This window comes from Sulfitobacter sp. D7, from assembly GCF_003611275.1.
GTDB lineage: Bacteria > Pseudomonadota > Alphaproteobacteria > Rhodobacterales > Rhodobacteraceae > Sulfitobacter > Sulfitobacter profundi.
Map to the genome: position 1 here is coordinate 17,727 of NZ_CP020696.1, position 23,278 is coordinate 41,004.

24 protein-coding genes are annotated in these 23,278 nt (G+C 60.8%); 15 read left to right on the forward strand and 9 right to left on the reverse strand.

What is annotated here, in order from left to right:
- Nucleotides 1-53: 53 nt before the first annotated feature.
- The 6 genes from B5M07_RS17495 (at nucleotide 54) to B5M07_RS17520 (ending at nucleotide 3,116) form a co-directional block, all read left to right on the forward strand.
- A complete protein-coding gene (locus B5M07_RS17495) occupies nucleotides 54-440 on the forward strand; it encodes a DUF6878 family protein (RefSeq protein WP_120352470.1) in 387 nt (128 codons plus the stop codon).
- Nucleotide 441: 1 nt separating this feature from the next.
- On the forward strand, nucleotides 442-903 hold the full coding sequence (locus B5M07_RS17500; protein WP_120352471.1) for a DUF6915 family protein: 462 nt from the start codon (nucleotides 442-444) through the stop codon (nucleotides 901-903).
- Between the two features lie 100 nt (nucleotides 904-1,003).
- Nucleotides 1,004-1,306, forward strand: coding sequence for a hypothetical protein (locus B5M07_RS17505; protein WP_120352472.1), 303 nt, complete (start codon nucleotides 1,004-1,006; stop codon nucleotides 1,304-1,306).
- A gap of 125 nt (nucleotides 1,307-1,431) precedes the next feature.
- Nucleotides 1,432-2,160 carry a DUF736 family protein gene (locus tag B5M07_RS17510; RefSeq protein WP_120352473.1) on the forward strand — a complete coding sequence of 243 codons (729 nt, stop codon included), beginning with the start codon at nucleotides 1,432-1,434 and terminating at the stop codon, nucleotides 2,158-2,160.
- 248 nt (nucleotides 2,161-2,408) lie between these two features.
- On the forward strand, nucleotides 2,409-2,702 hold the full coding sequence (locus B5M07_RS17515) for an ArsR/SmtB family transcription factor (protein ID WP_120352474.1): 294 nt from the start codon (nucleotides 2,409-2,411) through the stop codon (nucleotides 2,700-2,702).
- A 12-nt stretch (nucleotides 2,703-2,714) separates the two neighbouring features.
- On the forward strand, nucleotides 2,715-3,116 hold the full coding sequence (locus tag B5M07_RS17520; RefSeq protein WP_120352539.1) for a VOC family protein: 402 nt from the start codon (nucleotides 2,715-2,717) through the stop codon (nucleotides 3,114-3,116).
- Nucleotides 3,117-3,186: 70 nt separating this feature from the next.
- Here the strand turns inward: B5M07_RS17520 and B5M07_RS17525 are convergent, their stop codons facing one another.
- Nucleotides 3,187-3,525, reverse strand: coding sequence for a hypothetical protein (locus B5M07_RS17525; RefSeq protein WP_120352475.1), 339 nt, complete (start codon nucleotides 3,523-3,525; stop codon nucleotides 3,187-3,189).
- Between the two features lie 28 nt (nucleotides 3,526-3,553).
- Nucleotides 3,554-4,000 carry an SRPBCC family protein gene (locus B5M07_RS17530; RefSeq protein ID WP_120352476.1) on the reverse strand — a complete coding sequence of 149 codons (447 nt, stop codon included), beginning with the start codon at nucleotides 3,998-4,000 and terminating at the stop codon, nucleotides 3,554-3,556.
- A gap of 48 nt (nucleotides 4,001-4,048) precedes the next feature.
- On the opposite strand from B5M07_RS17530, the gene B5M07_RS17535 reads away from it, so the two are divergent.
- The 9 genes from B5M07_RS17535 (at nucleotide 4,049) to B5M07_RS17580 (ending at nucleotide 17,652) form a co-directional block, all read left to right on the forward strand.
- Nucleotides 4,049-4,411, forward strand: a complete 363-nt coding sequence (locus B5M07_RS17535; RefSeq protein ID WP_120352477.1) for an ArsR/SmtB family transcription factor — start codon at nucleotides 4,049-4,051, stop codon at nucleotides 4,409-4,411.
- A gap of 672 nt (nucleotides 4,412-5,083) precedes the next feature.
- Entirely contained in the window at nucleotides 5,084-6,013 is a 930-nt protein-coding gene (locus tag B5M07_RS17540; RefSeq protein WP_120352478.1) for a DUF2493 domain-containing protein, read from the forward strand.
- 538 nt (nucleotides 6,014-6,551) lie between these two features.
- Nucleotides 6,552-6,758, forward strand: coding sequence for a hypothetical protein (locus tag B5M07_RS17550; protein WP_007120662.1), 207 nt, complete (start codon nucleotides 6,552-6,554; stop codon nucleotides 6,756-6,758).
- A 563-nt stretch (nucleotides 6,759-7,321) separates the two neighbouring features.
- The gene (locus B5M07_RS17555) at nucleotides 7,322-7,915 is read left to right on the forward strand and encodes a helix-turn-helix domain-containing protein (protein ID WP_120352480.1); all 594 of its coding nucleotides are present in this window, start codon (nucleotides 7,322-7,324) and stop codon (nucleotides 7,913-7,915) included.
- Nucleotides 7,902-10,253, forward strand: a complete 2,352-nt coding sequence (locus tag B5M07_RS17560; protein WP_120352481.1) for a relaxase/mobilization nuclease domain-containing protein — start codon at nucleotides 7,902-7,904, stop codon at nucleotides 10,251-10,253. Before B5M07_RS17555 ends, B5M07_RS17560 begins: the two co-directional genes overlap by 14 nt.
- Nucleotides 10,254-10,261: 8 nt before the next feature.
- Nucleotides 10,262-12,262 (forward strand): type IV secretory system conjugative DNA transfer family protein, encoded by a 2,001-nt coding sequence (locus B5M07_RS17565; RefSeq protein WP_120352482.1) that lies wholly within the window; start codon nucleotides 10,262-10,264, stop codon nucleotides 12,260-12,262.
- A 243-nt stretch (nucleotides 12,263-12,505) separates the two neighbouring features.
- On the forward strand, nucleotides 12,506-13,147 hold the full coding sequence (darT, locus tag B5M07_RS17570) for a type II toxin-antitoxin system toxin DNA ADP-ribosyl transferase DarT (RefSeq protein ID WP_092838803.1): 642 nt from the start codon (nucleotides 12,506-12,508) through the stop codon (nucleotides 13,145-13,147).
- Nucleotides 13,147-14,229: a type II toxin-antitoxin system antitoxin DNA ADP-ribosyl glycohydrolase DarG gene (gene darG / locus B5M07_RS17575; protein WP_120352483.1), complete on the forward strand. Its 1,083-nt coding sequence runs from the start codon at nucleotides 13,147-13,149 to the stop codon at nucleotides 14,227-14,229. The genes darT and darG overlap by 1 nt, the downstream gene beginning before the upstream one ends.
- Nucleotides 14,230-15,006: 777 nt before the next feature.
- Nucleotides 15,007-17,652: a TrlF family AAA-like ATPase gene (locus tag B5M07_RS17580; RefSeq protein ID WP_162931911.1), complete on the forward strand. Its 2,646-nt coding sequence runs from the start codon at nucleotides 15,007-15,009 to the stop codon at nucleotides 17,650-17,652.
- Between the two features lie 218 nt (nucleotides 17,653-17,870).
- On the opposite strand, the gene B5M07_RS17585 is transcribed toward B5M07_RS17580, so the two are convergent.
- The 7 genes from B5M07_RS17585 to B5M07_RS17615 are packed head-to-tail and all read right to left on the reverse strand — an operon-like array spanning nucleotide 17,871 to nucleotide 23,276.
- A complete protein-coding gene (locus tag B5M07_RS17585) occupies nucleotides 17,871-18,947 on the reverse strand; it encodes a type IV secretion system protein (protein WP_120352484.1) in 1,077 nt (358 codons plus the stop codon).
- Nucleotides 18,948-18,959: 12 nt separating this feature from the next.
- On the reverse strand, nucleotides 18,960-19,370 hold the full coding sequence (locus tag B5M07_RS17590; protein WP_120352485.1) for a hypothetical protein: 411 nt from the start codon (nucleotides 19,368-19,370) through the stop codon (nucleotides 18,960-18,962).
- Complete coding sequence (locus tag B5M07_RS17595) at nucleotides 19,367-19,561, reverse strand: DUF4177 domain-containing protein (RefSeq protein ID WP_047997766.1); 195 nt, start codon at nucleotides 19,559-19,561, stop codon at nucleotides 19,367-19,369. The genes B5M07_RS17590 and B5M07_RS17595 overlap by 4 nt, the downstream gene beginning before the upstream one ends.
- On the reverse strand, nucleotides 19,558-20,544 hold the full coding sequence (locus B5M07_RS17600) for an ATPase, T2SS/T4P/T4SS family (protein WP_120352486.1): 987 nt from the start codon (nucleotides 20,542-20,544) through the stop codon (nucleotides 19,558-19,560). Before B5M07_RS17600 ends, B5M07_RS17595 begins: the two co-directional genes overlap by 4 nt.
- Before the next feature lie 4 nt (nucleotides 20,545-20,548).
- A complete protein-coding gene (locus tag B5M07_RS17605) occupies nucleotides 20,549-21,928 on the reverse strand; it encodes a TrbI/VirB10 family protein (RefSeq protein WP_120352487.1) in 1,380 nt (459 codons plus the stop codon).
- The gene (locus B5M07_RS17610) at nucleotides 21,925-22,620 is read right to left on the reverse strand and encodes a TrbG/VirB9 family P-type conjugative transfer protein (protein ID WP_120352488.1); all 696 of its coding nucleotides are present in this window, start codon (nucleotides 22,618-22,620) and stop codon (nucleotides 21,925-21,927) included. The genes B5M07_RS17605 and B5M07_RS17610 overlap by 4 nt, the downstream gene beginning before the upstream one ends.
- A 2-nt stretch (nucleotides 22,621-22,622) precedes the next feature.
- The gene (locus B5M07_RS17615; RefSeq protein WP_120352489.1) at nucleotides 22,623-23,276 is read right to left on the reverse strand and encodes a virB8 family protein; all 654 of its coding nucleotides are present in this window, start codon (nucleotides 23,274-23,276) and stop codon (nucleotides 22,623-22,625) included.
- Between the last annotated feature and the right edge of the window lie 2 nt (nucleotides 23,277-23,278).

The window sequence follows — 23,278 nt, forward strand, 5'->3', positions numbered from 1 at the left end:
CGCGGGCATCCCCATGCCTGCCCAGCCCCCACTTCAGACAAGAGGACAGACCCATGACCAATCCCCAGATCGATTACGCCGCGATGGCGGCTCAGTGGCGCGCGGAGCGCGAAACCACCCTGAAGGCATCCCGAGCGGAGCTGCTTGCGCAACTACGCGCGCTTGGCATCAGCGAGGTCACCGCCGAATACGAAGGCTATGGCGACTCCGGCAATGTCGAGGATGTGACGGTGCAGCCTGCGGAGGTCCAACTGCCGGAGGCGCTTGCCACTGAGGTGGGCGATTTCGCCTGGTCGCTTGCCTATCACCATCATCCGGGGTTCGAAAACAACGAGGGCGGCTACGGCACGCTGACCTGGGACATAGCACTAGACAGCATCATCCTCGATCACGCGGACCGCTATGTCGAATGTTCGCACAGCTATGACGAGGGGCTGTGAGATGGCCCATCCGCTTCATCATGCCGAAAGCTCTGCCCGGAAATTCGGCGGGGTGCCATCTGACTATCAGTCTGTGCACGATTGGTTTGACGCCTCGAAAGAGCACCTCGCGCTCTTCACGCACCGAGCCATGCGCCACCACGCTCAAGGCCTGTTCGAGGCCGAACGTGTCTTCGGCTTGACCCTGACCAATAGCGCAGGTCGGGACATTCCCGTGCGCTGGATCGGCGAGCAGCATATCCGTGAAGACTGCCAGGGCCGCATTCCGAGCATGGCGGACTGGCTGCGACGGATCCAGCCTGAGCCATGGATGGCCAATGGCCATATCGACCGGCATTCTGGCGATGAGCCCTGCGGCGACCCAAGGGTTGCCTGGGCCTCCGAGGTCGCCGCCGGAAGAACGGTTCTTGGCCTGAAGGATTGGATGGCGGCGCGCGCGATGCAAGCCACGCAAAGCGCCTGACAGGTCTCGGTCGTTTGCCAAACGAATGCCGCACGGAAGCCCGGTTGGAAGATCGGGCTTCTTGCGTCGTTTCCCCACCATTCTTCTTGAGGAGGATCGCATGACACTCGAAGCCATCAAGGCGGCCGTCGATGCCGGCCAGACCATGCATTGGGCCAATACCGGCTACGTTGTGCACAAAGACCGGCTCGGTCAGTACCTCATCACCTATGTGCCGAACGGAAGCTGCATCGGTCTGACCGACCGGAGCGGGCACCGGTTGAACGGAAAAGAGGCGGAGTTCTTCATCGCGAGATCGGAGGACGGCGCGGAAAATCCGGGCAGCCAATCAAGACCAAACGGGCAGGGGAGGGGCGTAGCACTAGGAGGCGCGGGGGCATTCCCACTCGGACGGCAGCTCTGACCCGTGGGCGGGGCTGAAAGGAAAGCAAGCTTTCTGGTTTGTGATCCCTCAAGGGGTCGAGAAAGCAATCCCGGATGCGCTGGCAAGAACGTCAGGCACCGGCCAATCCAAGAAGGAACTATCCCATGTTCGCAGGAACCCTCACCCGCAACGTCGAGACCGCAGCCGCTCAGTACACCGGCATGATCCACGGGACGCGCTTTGACGTCGCCATCCAGTTGGAGGCACGGGCCAAGATGTCCGAACGCAGCCCGGATTTTGACGTGACGGCAGTCAACAAATCAGGCCGCAAGGTGCGCATCGGCACGGCCTGGAACGAGACCGGCAATACCAGCGGCAACCCCTACATCTCGATGCAGATCGATGTCGGCTTGGGTCCGTTCCGGGTCAACGCGGTGCAGACGAAAGAAGCGCGCGCGACCCAAAGCGGGGAGTTCGAGATCATCCCGCTGGTCTCGAACGGCCTGATGAAATCCGGCTCGATCTCAGGCGAGCTCACCGCCATGGACGCCGACAACGCGTTCACCGGCTACATCGCCAACATGATGTTCGATCTGGAGTTCACGCTGATCGAGAACAGCTACAAATCCGAGGAGACCCACCCGGATTACCGGATCGAGGTCAGCTCGCCCCGGGGTAAACCAATCCGCGTCGGCTCGGCGTGGATGGCCAAAAGCAGCCGCACGGGCAATGACTACCTGTCGCTGCTGATCAACACGCCTGATGGCGACCTGCGCGTCAACGCCGTGCAGAACGAAGAGCAGCGCGGCGGGCAGACCTTCTCGATCATCCCGTTCATCGACAGCGGTGAGCAGCCGCAGGACGCAGGCGCGGGGCTCTCGCTGGTCGCCTAATCGGCGCGCGAGGGGGAGACGATCTGAACCGAAAGGGGAGCCGTGGGACCACGGTTCCCCTTTTGCTGTGCTGGTGTGGTTGAATGAACCCGGCCTACATTGCAGACGTTCGTGTCGCCTGCAGCTAATGCTACCGAAGAGCCCTACTACGACCTTCGTGACCATGCCTCGACCTCTACCCTGAGGTCTTGGCACTCGCTTTACTGAATAGGTTGACATGCAGTATTTGTACTGCATATTTAGCAGGCATGACAGAGGATCAGATAACACTTGTATTCAAAGCGCTGGCGCATACCGAAAGGCGCCGCATCTTGGCGTCGCTTTTGCAGAAGCCCGGTCAGACGCTTTTCGATCTGTGTGTCGCCCCGGATCAGCCGGGCGGCGCACGACATCTGTCCCGTCAAACTGTCTCGCAGCATCTCGACGCCCTCGAACGGGCGGGACTGCTGGAAATTTCGTGGCAGGGGCGAACCAAGATCCACAGGTTTGAGCCGGGTCCGCTGCGCGAGGCCGTGCAACAGGCCCTTGTCCCATTTCTTTAGGAGCGAACGATGATGAAAATCCATGTCACCAGTGTCTTTGTCGACGATCAGGCCCGCGCGCTTGATTTTTACGTCGGAAAGCTGGGCTTCCAGTTGAAGAACGACATTCCGGTGGGCGAGAACCGCTGGCTTACGGTGGTGTCGCCGGAGCAGCCGACTGGCACTGAGCTGCTTCTGGAACCCAGCGATCATCCGGCTGTGAAACCTTACCGGGCAGCGATTGTTGCGGATGGTATTCCCGCCGCCTCCTTTCAGGTCGACAACCTGGCCGACACCTATGATCACCTGACAAAAGGTGGCGTCAGGTTCACGCAGGACCCGGTTGATGCGGGCGATGTCAGAATGGCCGTGCTGGATGATACCTGCGGCAACCTGATCCAGCTGGTAGAGATCAAGGATGCGCAAACCCGCTAACGGGCGCCTGCGGTCGCAGCGGAGCGCCACCACCCGACCCAAGATCGGGTGGTGGCATCAATCCAGTGGCTCAACCCATCTGCTCTTTGCGCAACAGGATCACCGTCCCGGCCGGGTCCGACGTCCAGTGCCCGGTCACATTGGTCAGCGGCTCCAGCTCGTCCCGATTGGGGCTGCCGAGACGCGACAGGGCGGCGTCGGGGTCTTCGTCGAACAGTTCGATCCAGACATCCACCTGGCTCTGATGCGGCACGCGGTCGATCCAAAGGGTCAAGCTGCCGAACTCGAACCCGGTGCTGTTCTCCAGTTCGCGGGCGACCGTCAAGCCGACCTTGTCTCGGTAGAAGGCCACGGTGTCTTCCCAGCGATGCAGGGGAACCTTGATGGCGATGTTTTTTCCCGGCTCCATTTGATGGTTCTCCTCTTTCTATGTTGAATTATTTGTAGAATCCGTCGCGCAAATTGATCCCGTGCTCCAGCCAAGCCTTCATGGCGCAGAGCATCCCGGTCCATCCCTGGCAATTGCCGAAGCAGGAGATCAGGCCGGCCTCGGTTTCGGGCCAGCCGAATTCACTGATCCGCACCAGGGTGCGCCCATCGTCCAGCGGGCGGAACTCCATGGTCACGGTCGTCCATGTGGCGGTCTTTTCGTCCGCCTCCCACTGCAGCACGATCCTCTGATTTGGGACGACCTCCTGCACCAGGACGGGGAAAGCGCCGGGAAAGTCGTGGAAGTCCCAGGTCACCTCGGCCCCGGTTTCCAGCCGCCCCCGTGCCCCGCCCGTGGTGAAATATTTCGACAGGCAGTCAGGAGCGACCACGGCCTCGAAGACCTCTTCGACCGGCTTCGATATGCGTCCTGCCACGGTGAATTTCAGCTCCATGATGCGAATCCTCTTTGCGTTTCGTCAATCATGTTATAAAATCATAACATGTCAATCGAAGATAAATTTGATGCCGTGTTCAAGGCGCTTGGCCATCGAGCGCGGCGGCGGATACTCGACCTGATCAAGGATGGGCCGGAGACCACCGGCGCCCTTTGCGGGAGGCTTACGGATCTCGACCGCTGCACGGTGATGCAGCATCTGTCGGTGTTGGAAAAAGCCGGGCTGGTGGTTGTTGAGCGGCGCGGCCGAGAACGCTGGAACCATCTCGACGCCCTCCCGATCCACGACGTTCAGAACCGCTGGATCGGTCCGTACGCGGCGCATGCGGTCGCGGTTCTCGAGAGTCTGGAGGCGTTTGCAGAGACCGAAGCAGCATCGCCGGACGATGCCGGCACCAGCAGTGATTGAGGGAGAAAGGCAAGTCTGCTTTGTCCGCATCTTACCAGTTCGTTCGTCCCGCAGCGAAGTTCCGCTTTTGACCTCTACAACTGAAACTCAGAATTTCCCTAATCTTCTTTTGTAACGCAGTTCCAACTTGCCTTCCGGCCTCCCCAGCTCGGCTTCGCGTGTCGCAGGGGAGAACGGCCCTTCGGTCCGTCGCGCATTCGGCCATGCGGCCTCACCGCGGCGTCGCACCCAGGCCCCCGGTTTGCCCGCCTCGCGAGCACGTCCCTCCCCGGCCGCTCCGCCGGATTGCGCTCTGGTCTGTTTTGGCCCGAGGCCAAAACGATCCCGCCGCTCCATCCGTCTCCCGCGTCCGGTCGGGCCGTTTGCCTGCTCGGGTCGGGCAAACCTACCGTCAAAACACACACACATGAGTGCGGAAGCATATCCTCCGGATGGCCCCCAAATCAGCCCGCGTCAAGGATCGCAAAACTTTTCCGCGAGGGCGTAGCCGGTGGCTTGGGGCGGTCCCGTGCGTGAGCGCGCGCATGTGTCGGGTGCTGCGCGCAGAAAACTTTTTCGCCCGGCAAGCCGGCGGCTGCGCCGTCCCTGACCCGGGCAGATTCGGAAACCAGGCATTCGGCCATGCCCCCACACTCACGTGGTGGCCTTGGAACCGAACACTGGAGACCAGACATGGCTTACGACAACGCAAACACCTACGAGACCATTGAACTTTTCGGACTGACCGAGAAGGACGCGCAGCTGCCGATCCCCGAGGATCACGTCCTGACCGACCGCATCATCCGCGAGAGCTTCGAGGCTTTGCTCGGGCAGCTGCGCGGGACCGGGCTTGAAGCCGAAATCGAACCGCTGGCCCATGGGCTCGCGACGATCCTCCAGCGCCGCAAGGTGGCGCTTGGCAAGGAGGTCGACCGCACCGCCGACAAGATCGGCGCGCTGGCAAAATCCCACGACGGATCGGAGATCGCCGAGACCGCGCTCGAAGAGGCGCAGGCGCGCTTTCTGCAGCTGCGCGAGATTGTCGGCGCCATCGAGGTGATGAGCGAGGCTGCGGCGGAATGCTACGAGATCGAGGCGGGCCACGCCTTCATTCCGGCAGCCGGGTCGCGCGCAAGCGTCCGCGCGCAAGAGACCGGGGCGGTCTTCGAGGCACGGCAGCTCCTGGAGCAGCACGACCGCGAAACCGCCGAGAAGTCGAAAGTCGAGGGGGTGCCCCTGATCGTCTCAGGAGCCACCGACTGGACAGATGTCGATGTGATCTTCAACACGCTCGACAAGGTTCGCGAACGGATCAAGCAGAACCGCAACCAGGAGATCTTCCTCTGCCACAAGGGTGGCAAGCACGGGGCAGAGATGATTGCGGCTCGGTGGGCCCGGGCACGCGGGATAGCGCAGGCGCGCTTTGATCCTCGCTGGTCCGCGCATGGGCGGGCGGCACCGTTCAAGTGCAACGACGAAATGCTCGACGACAAGTTCGCGGCGACGGGGGTTGTCCTCTTCGGCGGCAACGGGGTCGCGCTGAATCTCGGGCAGAAGGCGGAAGCGAAAGGCCTGACGGTCATGCGGGTTGCGGACCCGACGAAGAAGGCGTCGCAGGATTGAAGAGAGGGGGTCGCGCTTGGCGCGGCCCTTTCGTCATGTCTCATGGCGCGTGCGATTGGTCATGCGTGATCGGCAGCTCGCGGCGGCCAGCACCGTTATCCCTCTACCCGGTCCGTCAGAGTGCGGCCCATCCGCATCGGTACGGGCTGGGGATGGTACGCACCTCACGCACATCGTCAGCAGCGCAAGACGCGAGGGGTCGAGACGTCGCATATGAGGCTGAACACCTGCACGTCCCTCGGGGCGTGTTTCGGAACATCGCATCCACGCGGGCGGGCTCCGTCAGCACCCCGGCCAGGCTCGGCGGGACGCGGACGCGGATGGTGGCGGCTGCGTGATGGCAAGGGTCATCCGGATCACTCCTTTTTGCTCATAGATGTGGATCGCACGGGGTCGGCCCAATCGTGCCCTGCGCTTGCGCTTCGGCAAGCACAAATACGGCTTCCACGGCTGGCCGCGGACCCTCCGCATTTGCGCTTGCGACCGGGCCTCTTGCCCCCGTGCCGGGTGATCCCCATCGCAACAAGGAGTAACCTAAATGACCAACCACTACGTCGCCACCGTCCCCGTCAAGTTCACCGATACCGATGGCCAGGAGCGCACCCGTTTTCAGCGCGTGGGCGCTATGTTCCGCAACACCCGCAACGGGGACGGCTCGGAGTTTTTCAGCCTCAAGCTCGACTTCCCGGTCGCGGTCTCGGAGTTGGTGATGTTCCCGCCGAGCGCGAAAGATCCCCAGGACTAAATCCTCTGACGAGGATGGGCCGCCCCAGGACGATCTTGGGGCGGCCCGATCCCTGTTCCAGGGATGCCGCGTCCGGCGGTCAGATCGCCCGAGGCGACTTCACGAAGCCGTCGGCCGCTGCGCGTTCAACGGACGCACTCCCCCCGAAATGATCAGGCCGCGACAGACCGGCCAGTCAGCCTCAAGGGGGCCATCCACAAAAACCTATCGGCCAGGGCCTCCCGGTTTTTGCGGCAGAGATTTGGCAAGCCAAATCTGGCCCGCCTTGACCCTGACTGTCCGCCCTGTCGGTGGGGTTTGCGCCCGCCCGCGGTTCCGTCCGAACACATGCGTGTTCGTCCAGACCCTCGGGCGGTGCTGGGGAAGGGGACCCATTGGACAGGTGGGTCGCCCGGTGGTGAGGGCGGCAGAGCCGCGTCCCTGCGGGCCGCGGCGTGAAGCGGACACCAAGGCTGCCTGAGACTGAATGCAACGTAAGTATATAATTGACAGCACGGTATATTATCGTAAGGTGGGGGCAGCCTTGGTGGAAGGTGGCAGGAAATAGGGGGTCTTTCTTCCGCATGTCCCGAACAAAACGCCTGACAGAGACGGAGAAGATGCAGATCGTCCGCGAGGCCGCGGAGGGTGTGTCGACGTCCGAGCTGGCTGCGCGGTTCGGTGTTACATCGCGCGCCGTGCGCTACGTCTTGAAAGCTGATGCCGAGCGCCAGACGGATGCCGCCATCCCGGTCTCAGCGATCAGTGTGAAGGTCACGGCTGCGGAGCTTGCGGCGCTCGACGAGGTGCTGGCCGAGGCCGGAATCGAGAGCCGGGCCGAAGGGCTGCGGCGGCTCATTCAGGCTGCGGGCGGCGTGTTTGTCCCGGACGCGCAGATGGCGGCAGAGATGGCGCGCTATCGCGCCTCTCTGCACGAGGTCGGCAATGGGGTCGCGCAGATCGCCAAGCAGATGACGCAGGCCAACCGGCGGGGGCAGGGGGCCGTGGGGGGCACGAGTGCCGAGTTCACCGAATTGCGCCTCGCGCAGATGCGCGGGCTGGCGCGGTTCATTCTGGATTCCGCTGACGAGATCGATCTGCTTCTGCGCCGCCGTCGGGACGCGATGCAGCTGCAGGCCACGGTCGCGCTGAGGGAGTTTGCCCATGCGGCTGAATGATGCCGTCCATGCCGTCACGGGCGAGGTCTTCCGGGATGGCTGGAGCCGCGTCCGGGGCTCGATGCAAGGGCTGCACGTGGCCAAGCAGAGCCAGCTTGTGCGCGCGGCGGCCGGGCACCGTCCGGCGGTCTTCAAGGCGATCCGAGGCGGGGGTACGCATACCAAATCACAGCTCGCAAACCAGCTCGATTACCTCACCACCAAGTCCACCCATATCGTCGACTCGAGCGGGTTTCTGGATGGCAAGACAAAGCTCGAGGCGGGCGACATCAAGGACCTCACAGAGCGCTTTGCCAAGCGGTGGGATGCGGGCTTCAAACCCAAGCTCGGGCAAACCACGCATTTGCTCATGTCCTTCCCGATCGGCACGCGCGGGGAGGATGTGCGCGACATCGCGACGGATGTGGCGGAGCGGTTCTTCCAGACCGAGGAGGGGCATTTCGACTACATCATCGCGGTGCATGAAGACCGAGATCACCCGCATGCGCATCTGGTGCTGAACCGCCGCTCGCAGGAAGGCGAGTTCTTCTTTCTGGGGCGCAACCATCGCTTCAACTATGACGATTTCCGCCTCGCCATGGTCGAGGAGGCGGAAAAGTATGGCGTGCGCCTGGAGGCCACGCGCCGCGTTGATCGCGGTGTCGTGCATTACCCGGCCCGCACCAGCGAGGTCTATGCCGCGAAAGACGAGGGCCGCGCGCCCCGCGAACGCGAACGCGTGGGGGCCGACCTGACGCGGACGCTGGCGGAGATCGCCAACACCAGAACCGTCTACCATTCGCTTGCCGTGGAGGCCTCCCGGGAGACCTCCGAGGTCCGCGGGGCCCGCGAAGACATTGCCGCGGCACTCTTCCGCGCGGGCGAGGTTCTGGCGCATGGCGGGAAGGTGGACCGAACAGGAGATGTTTATATGGCTGAGGATCAAAGCTTCGAGGATCTCAGAAGCCTCTATGCGGAGAAGCTCGCGCGGGTGCAGGGCATGATCGCCGAGAAGTCTGACGCGGAACGTCCCTTGCTGGAAAAACGCCTCATCGAGATCCAGACGCAGGTCCAGCACCTGCAGCCCTTGGGGCTGCGATCATCCACGCTGTCAGAGACCCCCTCGGAGGGCGGGATCTATTCCGAAGCCAATATCGACGCCAGCCAGCGCGAGCGTCTGGCCGAGCCCGATCTGAGATCGCGCATTGACGCGGCACTACGGGGCACCGGGATCAGCACATCGGAAGTGGTGGCCCGGATCGAGACGGGCGCCTCAAATGCAGCGCTGGAGCATCAATGGATCGCAGATGATCTCTCCAAGGTGGCCGAGGCGCGCGATCTGAACCTTGAACGCCGCGCCGATCTGGAACAGGCGCGTGACATTCTCAACGATGTGCACGTCGCGCTTGGCACGCTCTTGGAGCGGGAGAACGTGCTGCGCCGGGATGGGGTCATGGAAGCGGAACCGGTCAGCGAGCAGTTCCATTATCATGAGGGCGCGGTGCGGGAGATGGAAGGGACAATCCGTCAGGAGATGCGCGCAGACGGCCTGACTGCGCAGCAGATCGAGGACCGGGACTGGGAGGTTGTCTCACGGGCGGAGCGCCGGATCGAGACCGAGCAGCGCGCGTATCTCGCAGCGCACCCGGACCTGCTTGCACGCCCAGGCGATGTGATCGATCGGTCTGAACCCTACAGGGAAACCATCACCGATGCGGCCCGCGCCAGCGCGATCACCCGCGAGGTCGACCGGATCATGGAGGGACGCGACGTCCGCACGCCCGTTGCAGATGCTGTCACGGATGACTTGCGCGCGCGCTATCCGGACATGCCGTCCCACCTTGCCCGTGGGCTCGGTGCGACCTATGCGGCCGTTGTCGAGATACGCGACACGGAGGCCATCAATCAGGTCCGCCGCGAAACCGAGATGCGCGATGGGCTCGGGTCTGGCATGCACGACGACATCCTCGCAGCCCGCGATGAAACTGCGCCGCAGTCTGACCGTGCCGACCGCCTCGCAGACGAGATTGCGCGTGTTCTGGACCATGAGCGGGCCGGGGAGTTCTCCGCGCCCTTCGAGACGGAGGCGGAGCGGGACGCCTTCCGTGGCGAGATCGCGCGGGTGCTGGACGTTCGCCAACTCGACCGGCTCACATCCGGCGATGCCGATGCGCTGGACAAGGTTCTCGAGGACCGCCTCGACCGGCTCTATGTCGCGAAGGTCTACCTGCAATCGGATGCAGCGACGGCCAACACGGAGGCCTTGCGCCAGGTGGTCGATGATCTTGCCGACACCGAATATGAAAAACACCGCGCGACAGACGTGGATGGCGAGACCGAGCGGGGTCAGGTCCATTGAGCGCCTCCATGGGAAAAGCGCGGATTGCCACGGGCGTCCTGCTTGTGACGCTGGTGACCGGGGCCATGGGCTATACCATCGCCTCGGCGGTGCTGACCTACCAGGATCTCGGCTTCGGGGCCGAGATCGACTTTGCCTATATCGCGCAGAACTACATGGCGATCCTGGATCGCCGCCCGGAGGACGCCCAACTCATCCACCTGATCATCGGCAGCTTTGCCGCTGCCGGCCTGATGCTGAGCCTTGCTCTCTCGGGGTCCGCTCTGACACGCTTTGGCCAGACCCATTGGCAGACCGCGCGCGAGATGAAGGCCAGTGGGTTCTTTGGGGCGCCAGGGACCGGGTTCATCCTCGGCAAGCTGGGGACGCCGGGCTCCCGCGCCAATTACATTTGCTCGAAGGTTTTCCCCCATGCGCTGATCGTGGCCCCCACGGGCCGCGGCAAGACCACGGGCTTTGTCATTCCGAACCTGCTGACATGGCAAGGCTCTGCCGTGACGCTCGACGTGAAGGGCGAGTGTTTCGAGGCAACGGCCCGGCACCGCGCAGCCCAGGGCGACAAGGTCTATCGCTTTGCCCCCACCGATTGGGAGGGCAAGCGCACGCATCGCTACAACCCGCTGCTGCGCATCGCCGAGCTCAAAGATCCCGCGCGCCAGCAGATGGAACTGCAGCTTCTGGCGACGCTCTTCCTGCAAAGCGACAATGACCGGGTGCAGGGCCTCCTCAAGGGCGGGATCGATCTCTTCGTGGCGGCAGGGCTCTTGGCCTTCCAGCGCAAGCGTCCGACCCTGGGCGAGATCTACCGCATCGCGGCCTCGGGCGGGAACAAGCAGAAGGAGTATTTCGCGCGGGGCCACGAGGTCGATAACAGGGCCGCCAAGTTGATCTTCACGCGGTTGGCCTCGACCAACAACGACACGCTGACCTCTTACGTCTCGCTTCTGATGACCTCGGGGCTCGACCAGTGGCAGAACCCGGCGATTGACGAGGCGACGGCGGTGTCGGACTTTGATTTCCGAACGATCCGCAAGAAACCCTTTTCGGTCTACCTCGTGGTCCAGCCGCTGATGGTGAAACCATTGGCACCACTGATCCGGCTCTTCTTCTCCGATCTCCTTTCCGCCATGCAGGACAAGGACCCCGGGCCCGACGAGCCCTGGCCAGTGATGATCATGCTCGACGAGTTCAACCGTCTCGGCAAGATGCCCATCGTGGTCGAGAGCATCGAGACCCTGCGGACCTATCGCGGCCATTTGGCCGTGGTCACCCAAACCATCCCCGCCCTCGATGAAATCTACGGCGAGAACACCCGCCGCGCCCTGCAGGGCAACGCCGGCGTGAAACTCTATCTCACGCCTTCGGATGAAAAGACAGTCGAGGAACTGAGCAAGGCGGTTGGCAAGACCACGAAGACCGTCATCACGCGATCCCAGTCCATCGGCAAAAACCCCTTTGAAGGCCGCAGCCAATCCACGCGGACCGAAGAAAGCTCGTTATTGCCTGAAGATGAGGCGCGCCGTCTGCCGCTCGACGAGATCGTCATGGTCATCGATGCCCAGATGCCGGTCCGGGCAAAGCGGATCCAATATTTTGACGATCGGCTGTTCAAGGCGATCCACGCGGCGCAGACGGGGGAGTTGCCTTTTCCGAAGCCGGGGGGAGGTGGGTCGCAAGGCACGCTGCCGCTGAGTGTGCGCGCCATGCCGATGGCGCCGCCGCCGGACGGGCCAAGTGGACCCGAGGCCGATGTAGACGTAGCAGGCCAGCCTAATGATGCTGAACATTCAGGGCAATCTGATGTTGTTCCAAAGAAAACCGCGCCCGTCGTTCAAGCCGTCATCGCCGAGGAACAGCGTCAGATGGAGATGGATTTTGGCAGTCAGGTCGTGGATGCCGAAGTTGCGAGCGTCGTTGATGAGGCGCAAATGCGCTCTGCTGTCGATGGCTTGGATGAAATGGAAGCGATGCTGCGAGAGAACGGTCGTCAAAAGCTGGTTGCTCGATAGGGTGGCGGACATCGCCTGCTTGTCGGGGAGGACGGATTCCGGGCATTTGCAAAGGGTGCGAAAAGGTTCAACGCCATAAGCAGGTGCGGACATTCGGGGCTGGCCGTCGCCAATGGTTGGCGTTCGTGCGAAGACCGAATGGCAAGTGTTTTGCGAACCAGTCAATCGGCTATGTGCTCGACGGCGCTGGTCACCATATAACATCTTGAGGGAAGTTGGCCCAAACTGTATCCATATCGAGACATGGCAAACAACTTGACCGCCGAAAAAGCTCTGATCTTCAGGATTACGCACATCAACAATGTGCCGTGGATCCTCAGGCATGGGCTTCATTGTAAGAATTCCGGAGTGCAAGACCCCAATTTCGTGCGAATTGGGAACCTCGAATTAATTCAGCGTCGGACTGCACGGAATGTACCTGTTGCACCGGGCGGATCGCTATCAGATTACATTCCGTTCTATTTCACGCCATTTTCGATGATGATGTACAACATCAAGACTGGCTACGGAGGAATTCGCCAGTTCCCGAACACGGAGATTGTGATCATGGCGTCCTCACTTCGAGGGCTCGAGGATCGAGGCGTAGCAACGGTGTTTTCAGATCGCCACGCATACCTCCAGACTGCGCAATTCTTCACCTCGCTCGACGACCTCGACAAGGTCGACTGGGGCATCCTGCAGCGTAGAGACTTCAAACGCGACGTCGATGATCCCGAAAAGACGGATCGCTACCAGGCCGAGGCGCTCGTGCACAGGCACTTGCCAGTGGAGCACCTTGCAGGCATAGTCTGCCTGAGCGAGAACGAAAAAGGAACACTTGAACAGCAACGGGAGGAGGTTGGGCTCGATCTCAAGATCGTGGCGCGACCAGGCTGGTATTTCTGATGGTAACTTACACGCAAGGCAATCTTCTGGAAGCTGACGTTGACGCGGTGGTGAACACCGTGAACACGGTCGGAATCATGGGCAAAGGAATTGCCCTCATGTTCAAGGAGCAATTCCCACGAAACTTCGAAGCTTATGCGCGCGCCTGCGATGCAGGCGAAGTGCGTACTGGCAAAATGTTTGTTACCGAGAACAAGGAGCTCTTCGGGCCGCGCTGGATCATCAATTTCCCGACAAAGACCCATTGGCGAGTGAAAACTAAGATTGAATGGGTCGAGGATGGATTGAAGGACCTTGTCCGAGTAATTCGTGAGAAGGGAATTAATTCAATTGCGATCCCTCCACTTGGCTGTGGTAATGGTGGCCTTGACTGGCGCGATGTGCGTCCTCTTATCGAGTCGGCATTGGCGGAACTTGAAGGGGTTAATGCCATCGTCTACGAGCCGACTTCCAAGTATCAGAATGTCGCCAAGCGCACTGGTGTTGAGAAGCTCACCCCGGCACGCGCACTGGTGGCTGAGATGGTACGTCGGTACTCACTCCTTGGGATTGAATGCTCGATTCTTGAGGTGCAGAAATTGGGATGGTTTCTCGAGCGCGGCGTGAAACGGTTCGGGGGTTCGGACGCACTCAAGTTCAGGTTCCAAGCAAACAAGTACGGACCTTATTCGCATAACCTGACGAAGCTGCTCGACAGTCTCGATGGAAGTTATCTCCGGTGCGACAAGCGCCTTGCAGATGCCGATCCCTTGGATCTCATTTGGTTCAACGACGCAAAGTATGATCGAGTGCAAGCCTATCTGAACTCGGGTGAAGGGAAGCAGTTCTCAAGCGTACTGGAATGGGCTTCGGCCACCATCGATGGCTTTGAGTCGCCTCTCGGCATGGAACTTCTGGCGACTGTCGACTGGATGATGCAGCACGACGATATCGAACCGACTGTTGAGGGAGTGATGGAAGGTCTTAAGGACTGGGCTGGCGGGGAAGTCGCTGGACAGCGCAAATTGAAGATCTTCGATCGCCGGTTGGTCGCCATAGCTTTGGGCCAACTTCAGACATCGAACAGGCTGCCTGCCTGTTAATCTTTGAGTTCGTGGGCGGGAAGCACACATGCGGCGATGCCGCGTTGCTTCCGCAGCATCGTTACAACGCGGACATTCGTGGGAGCATCAAATCAACAAACCAATAAAGGAGAGCATTCATGGCACTTAAACCAGGACCGAAGCCGATAGCAAAATCAACCGGGACCCCAGATCAGCGACGCCGTGACAACAAAACCACACCAGGGAACACACCGTCCCTCAAACCTAGCAAATCTAGCAAGCCCCCCGCAAAAAAATGAAAGAGGGTTCTCGTTAATTCGCCCTTCTAACCTCGCAGGCCGATCACTTCCACGTAGGATGGCGGGTCTCGGGACGGAAAGGCCGGTTAATTCTGACTAAGTCTGAACCTTAACGGTCGCAGCCGTTTGGGCATAAGACCGCAAAGCGCTGAGAGCAGTCCCGCGCGTCTGGCGCAGCATCGCGCCAAACTCTGAAACGCAGGGCGGAAAGCGGCCTCATGGCGCCGCGGCATTGCAGCCGCAGCCTAACCGTGAGACCAGCCATTCAGATTGATTGCCGCTGGCAACGGATTCATGACCACCTAACGGGTATAACGTCGACTTCCTCTAAGGGCCTGCAACACAATTGCAGCGACCGCTCGGACGTAGTCGCGCTTGCACCCTACGGCAAGTCACACTGCCGCCGCCCGCGCGCCGTTCTGGCCAACCGCGGGCCAGTCAGCGCCTAACTTTACAGAGACCCGCATTGCGTGGTCTCATTGGGAAGAAAAACTAATTGATCACAGGGACGTAGCGAATGAGTGAGGCACTTCAGAAACTCTTCGAGCATGGCACGAAGTGGGTAAGGGCAGATTTCCACCTGCACACTCAAGCGGATAAGGAATTTCGTTATGACGGCGACGCTGACCGTTTCGTCGCCAGCTATGTCGAGGCGCTTGAAGCTAACGGAACACGCCTTGCCGTCATCACCAACCACAACAAATTTGACTTGGAAGAATTCAAGGCTCTGCGCAAGAGGGCGCGCAAATTCGGTATCGGTGTGCTCCCCGGCGTGGAACTATCCGTCAAGGACGGCGCAAACGGCGTTCACACACTCGTGGTATTTTCCGAAGCTTGGTTGGCCGATGGTCAGGATTACATCAACCAATTTCTTGGCGTAGCGTTTGCTGGGAAGGTTCCCGCGCAATACGAGCAGGAAAACGGACGTAGCAATGATGACCTGATCGAGACGCTCAGAAAACTGGAATCCTACAACCGCGACTTCTTCATTATCTTCGCGCATGTCGAGGCCAATAGTGGCCTGTGGAAGGAGTTAAGCGGCGGGCGAATGGGCGAACTTGCCGCTGAGCCGCTCATTCAAAAATATGCCCTTGGCTTCCAGAAGGTCCGCACCCATGACAAGCAGGATGGCGTTTGCCGCACGAAGGTCAAGCGCTGGTGGGGCGATCACTATCCAGCCGAAGTGGAAGGCTCTGATGCAAAAGAAATTTCTGAAATCGGCAAAGGTAAGAAGGTTTATCTGAAGCTTGGCGATGTTGGTTTCGATGCGGTGAAATTTGCCCTGACTGATCATGCTTTCCGCGTTGCGCCGGATATACCGTCCATAGGCCATTCCCACATCAACGCCGTTCGCTTTGAAGGCGGGTTGCTGGATGGTAGGCGTGTTACCTTCTCTCCGCATCTGAATTGTCTGATTGGCATTCAGGGCAGCGGAAAATCTTCTATCCTGGAAAGCGTGCGCTACGCACTTGATATCCCCTTTGGCGAAAAGGCACAGGACAAGGAATATAAGGATAAGCTCCTGCCCCATGTTCTGAAAAGCGGCGGCAAGGTAATTGTCGAAGCGACCGATCGGCATGGCGGTCGCTATGAGGTAAGGCGCATCTGGGGGCATTTGCCGGATGTTTATGTCGATGGCGTGCTGCGCCCCGGTGTCTCCATTAAGGAGACGATCATCGCCAAGCCGCTTTACTTCGGGCAGAAGGACCTCTCCGCTGCTGGAAAGGGCTTCGGGCACGATCTTGTCGAAAAGCTCATGGGCGATAGCCTAAAGGGTGTGCGGCAAAAGATCGAGGAACGCGCGGGCGAACTAAAGTCGGCTATAGAGAGCTTCAATTCTGTCCGCGGCGATGCGGAGGACAAGCAAGCGCTGGAAGATGAACTCAAGGATGTTGAATTCAACCTGGAGCAATTCGACAAGCATGGCATCAAGGACAAGCTTGAAAAGCAATTGGCCTATAGCGAGGACCTGACCTACTGTCAGGGTATTGACGAGACGGCTGCGGCCTGGCGCAAGACGATTGATGATGCTGCAACCCAGGCCGAAGAAGATTTCAAGCTGATAGAAGTTCATGCCTCCGATCAAAATGCTGATTTCTTCACGCGCTACGCAGCCAAGGTGGAAGAGCTAAAAGGCACGGTTGCGACAGCCAAGGCTCTTGCTGCCACCATCAAGACCAAGTCCGGCGATCTGGATGAACTGCGCCAAGAGCTTGAAGGCGTGCGCGACGGCCTAAAGGAAGAATTTGCCGAGACCGAGCGGGAACTGGTCAAAGCGTTGGACGAACAGGGCGTTACCTCGATCCAGCCGGATGCCTATATCAAGCTTACGCAGCGCAAGCAGGAGCTTGAAGCTGAAATCGCCGAGCTGGCCAAGCGGACGGGAAAGGAAAAAACAAGGCTCGAAGCCGTCTTGATCGCCATGACATCGCTGAATGATGCCTGGCACGATGAATTCAAGTTAATCGCGGCGGCGCTGAAAATCATCAACGAATCGCAAGGATCATTGAGAGTAAATGCAGCGTTCAAGGGAGACCGCAACGCCTTCACGACCCATATCGACGGGTTACTTCGAGGCAATAATCTTCGCAGGGAATATTATAATGCACTTGCAGAGGCTTACTCCGATTTTGGCGAGATTTTCAAAGACCTCGAAAAGGCTTGTGCTCACGCGAAGGGAAAAAGCGAGGACTTCAAAAAGCGCTTCATAGCAAATCTCTACGCACTCATCTCTTATCAGGTGCCTAACAGCTATGCGGTGACGTATCACGGCAAAGCACTTCTGTCGCATTCTCTTGGTCAGCGCGCCTCCGCGATGATGCTCTTCCTGCTTAGCCAGAAGGGGAATGATCTTCTGCTCATCGACCAGCCGGAAGATGATCTTGATAGCCAGACCGTCTACGAGGAGGTGGTCAAGCTGCTTCGGCGGATCAAGCCAAACCAGCAATTCATCTTCGCGACACATAACGCGAATTTTCCGGTGCTTGGCGATGCCGAGACCATCACCACATGCAGCGCCAGCGATGATGATATCGCCATATCGGTTGGCAATATCGACGATAAGTCCTGTCAGTCCAACGTCATTTCCATCATGGAGGGCGGCCCGGAGGCATTTGAGCGCCGCAAGACAATCTATCAAATCTGGAAAGCCCGTGCCGTCTGACCATATCTAAAAGAACACGAAACGCTTCACCACTCTATTCTCGGCTACATTCGCCTCCGGTTTTTGCTGCACTCGGCTGTGAGCGGCCACTTCGGAGGCCCGAATGCAGCGCTGGCACACTTGGCTTTCCCGACTACGCTGCACACCGCCATAGATGATCGGTTCGGTGTAGCCGCAGCACAGCGAAAGTGAACTCGGTGAACGGCCGGACTGGGCCGTCACCGTCGTCCAAGCCGTCCCAGTCTCGCAAGCTGCGCCAGCATTTTTGATCCCGAGTCTGCGGATCCTGTGCCGCCTCCGGAACCCGTCTGCCCCATGCCTTGCCGCGCTGGCATTTGCTGCACGCCCAAGAACTGCCGCGCCCTGAGGGCTGCGTATTCTGCGCCACTGGCCCCGCCGATGAGGTAGCGATTGTAGGCCTGCTGGCTTCCCATGGCGGCGCGGGCAAAGCTGTAGCCGCCGCCGAGACCTCCGGAGAGGGCGGGCATCATGATGTTGCCGGAGATCGCGCGGACGATGAAGGGCGTGGCGATAATGAAGCCCTTGGCCATGAGCACCATCATAAAGAAGGGTATGAGCGCGCCGATGTTGGAAGCCCCTTCCGGATCACCCAACTCGCCTATGAGAGCCGAGGCCACCCCGGTGATGGTCGCGAAGACCCCTGCGACCACGATAGGGTAGATCGCGAAGGAGATAAGCGCGGATAACCAGCGCGCGAAATAATCCTTGGTCACCTCGAAGAGGGTCAGGAAAATCATCACCGGGGCGATCCCGATCAGAAGCGCGATCATCAGTCGGGAGGCCACGAGGATGAAGGCGGCCAGTCCGCCGAGGATTGAGAGTAGAAGCACACCGACTATGTCAAGCATGGCGCCAGCCATCCAGTTCAGCTCGGACCCGGCAGCGTTTAGATAGTCGCCCAGCTCCGCGATCAGCCGGTCGAATTCCTCCGCGAAGGTGCCTGAAGGGCCCGGGCTGCCGCCGCCAACTGAAGCTACAAGCGCGCCCGCGATACTGTCGATCCCATAGAGAATGGCAGATGAGAACGCGTTGAACTGCATCCAGTTGGTCGCGAATATCCCGATGAGCCCGATCTTGACCGCGAGCCAGAAGGCTGTGTGCCCATCCATGGCCCGGTATTGATAGATCATGTTGATTCCGACGAGGATCACCACCAACGTTGTCCCCAAAACCAGGAGCGTGCCGACCGTTGCCGCAACCGCACCAAACTGGGTCTCAGCGGCGGTGTCGAGATAGGCCTGGGAGGTTTCAACGAAGTAGGTGACGACACTCATCGCGGGATTGCCTTACCAATTGCCTGCGGCGTCGCAGATGGCCTTGGCGGCAGTTCGGGCGGCGTTGGCGCGGCGATTGTAGCCTTCCGAGGCTTCGAGCATTTCCCACCGTTCGTCGCTCGCGTAGCTCTCCCGAAACATCGCCTCGGCCGCGTCCCAGGACGGGAACCGGGTCGCGCAGTCGCAGTTGCCGATCTCGACGACCCGCTCGAGGTTCTGGGCGCGATAGATGTCCTGAACCAGAACCCGCTGATAGGCTTGGCGCAGGGGGATCTCCTGCATCCAGATGGGCTCGGCGGGCCGGTCCGGACAGACGTCAAAGCTGCGATCGAGGGTTGGCACCAGGTCGCGCTCGGCAACGGCGAAGGCAGGCGTCAGGCTTAGGGCCAGTGCGGCCAAGGCGAGGTGCTGCGCCTGCCTCATGCCGTGGCTCCAGCGGGTGTGGTTTCGCGTTTCAGGAAAACGGTGTGCCCGATATTGGCGAATTCCGAAGTGCTGATCGACACCACCTCCCACCCGTCTGCGCCCTTCTCGTTCAGGCTGGCCTGCATGTCGGAGAGGCTGGTTTTGCGGGTCATGGGAAAGGACAAGATATCGTATTCAAAGGTCTTCATGGGGAAGCTCCAATCTCAGTTGCGCCGGGCAGGTAGAATTCGGTAATGCCGCGCCGACCGTCATGGCGACCGGCCTGGATGATCACATCGATGGAATTCTCGATGTACTGGATCATGTCGGCATAGGTCATCGGGATCTCGGTCTTGAGTGCCGCGATCGCGAGCCGCTGCACGGCGAGTTGCGGGGTTTCGGCATGCAGTGTGGTCATGGACCCGCCATGGCCGGTGTTGATGGCTTCCAGGAAGGTCATGGCCTCCTTGCCGCGCACCTCGCCCAGGATGATCCGGTCGGGGCGCATGCGCAGCGTGGCGGTGAGAAGCACATCGGCGGTCTGGAATTCCGCGTCGCGATTGGCGATGAGGGTCACGGCATTTGGCTGGGTCGGCAGAAGCTCGGCGGCTTCTTCGATGGTGACGATGCGTTCCTCGGCTGGTACGTGAGAGAGGATCTTGCGCGCGGCCACGGTCTTGCCGGTGGAGGTGCCGCCCGAGACGATCATGTTGAGTTTGTTCGCGACGCAGAAGGCGAGCGCATCATCGATCAAACCCGCGGCCACCACGGCGCGCAAGGCGCGCTTTTTTTCGACGCGCAGGTCTTCGAGCTTGCGCTCTTTTCCGTAGAGGAAATCGAGCGCAATTCCCTCGAGTGGCAGGCTCGAGAAGAACCGCAAGCTGATCGACATGGCTGACAGCACGGCGGGCGGGGTGATGACCTGCGCGCGGATCGGGCGACCCTTATAGGTGATCGAAACCGAGACGATGGGGCGGTCCTTGCTCATCGTGGTATTGGCAGAGGACGCGATCTGGTTGCCGAGGTCCCTGACCTGAACGCTCGTCAGCCTCTGGTCCAGTGCGCGCATGAAGTGATCGCCCTGGAATTCGCCCCAACAGGTCCCGTCGGGGTTGATGCAGATCTCGATGACATCGTCGCGGGCGGCGGCGTCGATCCGGTCGAGCGAGGTTTCGAGATAGCTCAGCGACATGGGCTCAGAATATCTCCAGATCGCGGTCGACCATGACAGTAACGCGCGCGCCCTGGTCGACATAGATGACGGGGCCGATGGAGAGGTAATCGCCCATGACGCTGTCCGTGGCATCTGCCAGATCATCGCCAACGTCTTCGAGAACGTCGGCGGCAGTCTCATCCTGGACCTCGGAGGCGGCGGCACTAGGTGCCGCGGAGATCAGCGAGATCAGGGCGGCCGACCCGAAACGCTCGGCAAAGCGCGTGTCCACGAAACCGGTGACACCCGAACGGCCAAGTTCATCGCCCCCGAAGGAGCTGATCTGGATAGTTTGATTGTCAGGCAGGATGATCCGGTCCCAGGCGATGGTTACCCGGCGCTGCGCGATATCGACGCCAGCGCGGTAGCGCCCGATGAGACGGGACCCGCGGGGGATCAAGAGGCGCGCGCCATCGACGCTGTAGACATCCTCGGACACTACGGCACGGGTCTGGCCGGGTAGCGAGCTGTCGAGGGCGGTTTCCATGACGGCCTGGATCATTGTGCCCTGAATGATGGTGTTGGAAGGATTGGCGATCACCTCGGCCTGCGTCACCGTGGAGGGCAGCGCACCGTTCAGGACGAAATCCGTCACCTCGCCAAAAGTGCGTTCGGTCAGAGCCGTTTCATTCGCTCCGGAGGCACCACCAAAAGCGATGGTGGGAGAGACGATGCGCCGCTCCTGGAAGGCGCGTTCCTCCGCGGCGCGGCGCTCCAGCTCGGCCATGCGCCGGGCTTCTTCCTCACGGCGCAGTCGCTCTTGCTCACGTGCGCGCAGCTCATCCTCCGTAGGGCCCGTTGGCGCGGGTTGGGGTCGGCTGGCCTCGAGTTGGGCCAGTTCCAGATCCATGCGGAGTTGCTCAAGGCTTCGATCCCGCGCCGTCAGTTCGTCCTGAAATCGTTGCTGTGCTGCTTCCGAGGCGGCTTGTAGCGCCGCGATCTGAGCAGTCAGCGCGTCAATTGCCTCTGCGGCGGCGGTGTCTTCCTCGACAACTGGTTCAGGGGCGTTGCGCAACTCCTCGATCTGGGCCTGCAGGGCGGTGATCTGCGCCAGAAGCTCCGCGTTGGGCTCGAAGGGGTCTGGTCCAGCGAACACAACCTCGGGCTCGGGCGGGGGCAAGGTCTCGATAGCGCCAAAGCCATCCCCTTCGTTTTGGAAGACGTCCGGAGTGGCCGTCGGCAAGGCTTCCTCTTCGTCGGGCTGTGAGAGGAGATAAAGCAGGGCACCACCCGCGCCGATGACGAAGACCACGGCCAGCGCGAGAAGGGGCGACCGGCGCTGCGCCGCTATGGGCGCGCGGGCACTGCCTTTCTCAAGGGCGGCGAGGCGCCTTTCCAGCTCGGTGTTCTCGGTATCGCTCAAGAGGTGGCCTCCGCGGGCGGGATCGCCTCGATGCAGACCACCTCTTCGCCAAGTCGCAGGATCCATTGGCGGTTCACGCCGCTGACGCGGATCACGCCGTCTTCAGGAGTTTGCGTGTTGACCGTGCGCTCGCGGGCTCCCGCGTAGCGGAAGATCGCGGGCACAGGCGCGTTTCTTGGAAACGCGAAATACGTGAACGTCCCGTCATCCCAGATGCGGGTTGGCGTAAACTCGGTCCGCGCGCTGGCACCGTAGTTGTAGTTCGGCGCTTGGGCGGCGATGGCCCGGGTCGGGCGCGCATCGTCCTCCGGATAGCGGAACTGCACCACGTAGAAGGTTGGGCTGCGGACCTCCTGGACGTTGAAGTAGTAGCTGCGGCGGTTGGTATAGACTGTCACATTGGTATGCACCCCGCGCGCCACAGGCTTGATCGCGAAGGCCTGACCGCCCGGGACGCCGTCGATCTCGAAGCCCTCGGTGTCGCCCGCGATGATCGAGCGGATGCTTTCGCCCTCGCCGAACTCGATGGTGGTCACATGGGTGAGCGACACGCTGAGACGGTAGACCTGACCCTCCTGGTAGGTGGCCAAGCGCACTCGGCTGTCGTTGGGACCGCCACGCGGGATGGCTTCGGCAGAGGCGAGGCCGGGCAACAGGGCAATGACAAAAATAAGCGATCTTATAAACAACAACGTCAGTTCTCCAATCTGTCGGAGCGGATGGAATATTCGAGAACGGTGAAGCCGAATGGATTGGTCCAGACCTCATCGATGGAGCGGCGGGTCTCCGGGCGGAACTCGAAGAGAAGCGTCGCAGTGAAGAGGCCGGTCTGGGTGCCGTTAATGGACGTCAGGCGCTTGCGCAGGCGGACCGTCGCGCGGTTGGTTCCGATCCGGTTGATGCTGAGGATTTCCACGTCGAGCCGAGCATTGGGGCCATAGACCGTCGGCGGGTAATTCTCGTTGGCGCTGTTCCAGATCTGGCGCAGCCCGCTCTCGGCAGCTCCGTCCGAGCGACGCAGGACGCTGCGGATGCGCAGATCGTTGTCGAGCTGGTTATAGACCTCCCGGTCGGCCACATAGCGGAACACCTCCGCCTCAATGATCGCCTGGTTGGCGGTGACGGATGTGGCCCCAACGGACGCCTCGGGCAGGGCAAAACCAGTGGCGGGATCATAGGGGACAACGACGGGGGGCGGGTCGACATCGAGGATCGAGACAGCCGCGGCACTCAGACAGCCGATGATACCGAAGACAAGGCCCATCAGGCCAAGGCGTTGCCAGAGCCGTTCGCGGCGTAAAGCACCATAGACCAGTTCTTCCTCGATGATTTCTTGTTCAGTCGCCACCC

Excerpts from the sequence above, each read along its gene's own strand:
- B5M07_RS17495 (WP_120352470.1), top strand. The coding sequence starts at position 54 with ATGACCAATCCCCAGATCGATTACGCCGCGATGGCGGCTCAGTGGCGC.
- B5M07_RS17500 (WP_120352471.1), top strand. The coding sequence starts at position 442 with ATGGCCCATCCGCTTCATCATGCCGAAAGCTCTGCCCGGAAATTCGGC.
- B5M07_RS17505 (WP_120352472.1), top strand. The coding sequence starts at position 1,004 with ATGACACTCGAAGCCATCAAGGCGGCCGTCGATGCCGGCCAGACCATG.
- B5M07_RS17510 (WP_120352473.1), top strand. The coding sequence starts at position 1,432 with ATGTTCGCAGGAACCCTCACCCGCAACGTCGAGACCGCAGCCGCTCAG.
- B5M07_RS17515 (WP_120352474.1), top strand. The coding sequence starts at position 2,409 with ATGACAGAGGATCAGATAACACTTGTATTCAAAGCGCTGGCGCATACC.
- B5M07_RS17520 (WP_120352539.1), top strand. The coding sequence starts at position 2,715 with ATGAAAATCCATGTCACCAGTGTCTTTGTCGACGATCAGGCCCGCGCG.
- B5M07_RS17525 (WP_120352475.1), bottom strand. The coding sequence starts at position 3,525 with ATGGAGCCGGGAAAAAACATCGCCATCAAGGTTCCCCTGCATCGCTGG.
- B5M07_RS17530 (WP_120352476.1), bottom strand. The coding sequence starts at position 4,000 with ATGGAGCTGAAATTCACCGTGGCAGGACGCATATCGAAGCCGGTCGAA.
- B5M07_RS17535 (WP_120352477.1), top strand. The coding sequence starts at position 4,049 with ATGTCAATCGAAGATAAATTTGATGCCGTGTTCAAGGCGCTTGGCCAT.
- B5M07_RS17540 (WP_120352478.1), top strand. The coding sequence starts at position 5,084 with ATGGCTTACGACAACGCAAACACCTACGAGACCATTGAACTTTTCGGA.
- B5M07_RS17550 (WP_007120662.1), top strand. The coding sequence starts at position 6,552 with ATGACCAACCACTACGTCGCCACCGTCCCCGTCAAGTTCACCGATACC.
- B5M07_RS17555 (WP_120352480.1), top strand. The coding sequence starts at position 7,322 with ATGTCCCGAACAAAACGCCTGACAGAGACGGAGAAGATGCAGATCGTC.
- B5M07_RS17560 (WP_120352481.1), top strand. The coding sequence starts at position 7,902 with ATGCGGCTGAATGATGCCGTCCATGCCGTCACGGGCGAGGTCTTCCGG.
- B5M07_RS17565 (WP_120352482.1), top strand. The coding sequence starts at position 10,262 with ATGGGAAAAGCGCGGATTGCCACGGGCGTCCTGCTTGTGACGCTGGTG.
- darT (WP_092838803.1), top strand. The coding sequence starts at position 12,506 with ATGGCAAACAACTTGACCGCCGAAAAAGCTCTGATCTTCAGGATTACG.
- darG (WP_120352483.1), top strand. The coding sequence starts at position 13,147 with ATGGTAACTTACACGCAAGGCAATCTTCTGGAAGCTGACGTTGACGCG.
- B5M07_RS17580 (WP_162931911.1), top strand. The coding sequence starts at position 15,007 with ATGAGTGAGGCACTTCAGAAACTCTTCGAGCATGGCACGAAGTGGGTA.
- B5M07_RS17585 (WP_120352484.1), bottom strand. The coding sequence starts at position 18,947 with ATGAGTGTCGTCACCTACTTCGTTGAAACCTCCCAGGCCTATCTCGAC.
- B5M07_RS17590 (WP_120352485.1), bottom strand. The coding sequence starts at position 19,370 with ATGAGGCAGGCGCAGCACCTCGCCTTGGCCGCACTGGCCCTAAGCCTG.
- B5M07_RS17595 (WP_047997766.1), bottom strand. The coding sequence starts at position 19,561 with ATGAAGACCTTTGAATACGATATCTTGTCCTTTCCCATGACCCGCAAA.
- B5M07_RS17600 (WP_120352486.1), bottom strand. The coding sequence starts at position 20,544 with ATGTCGCTGAGCTATCTCGAAACCTCGCTCGACCGGATCGACGCCGCC.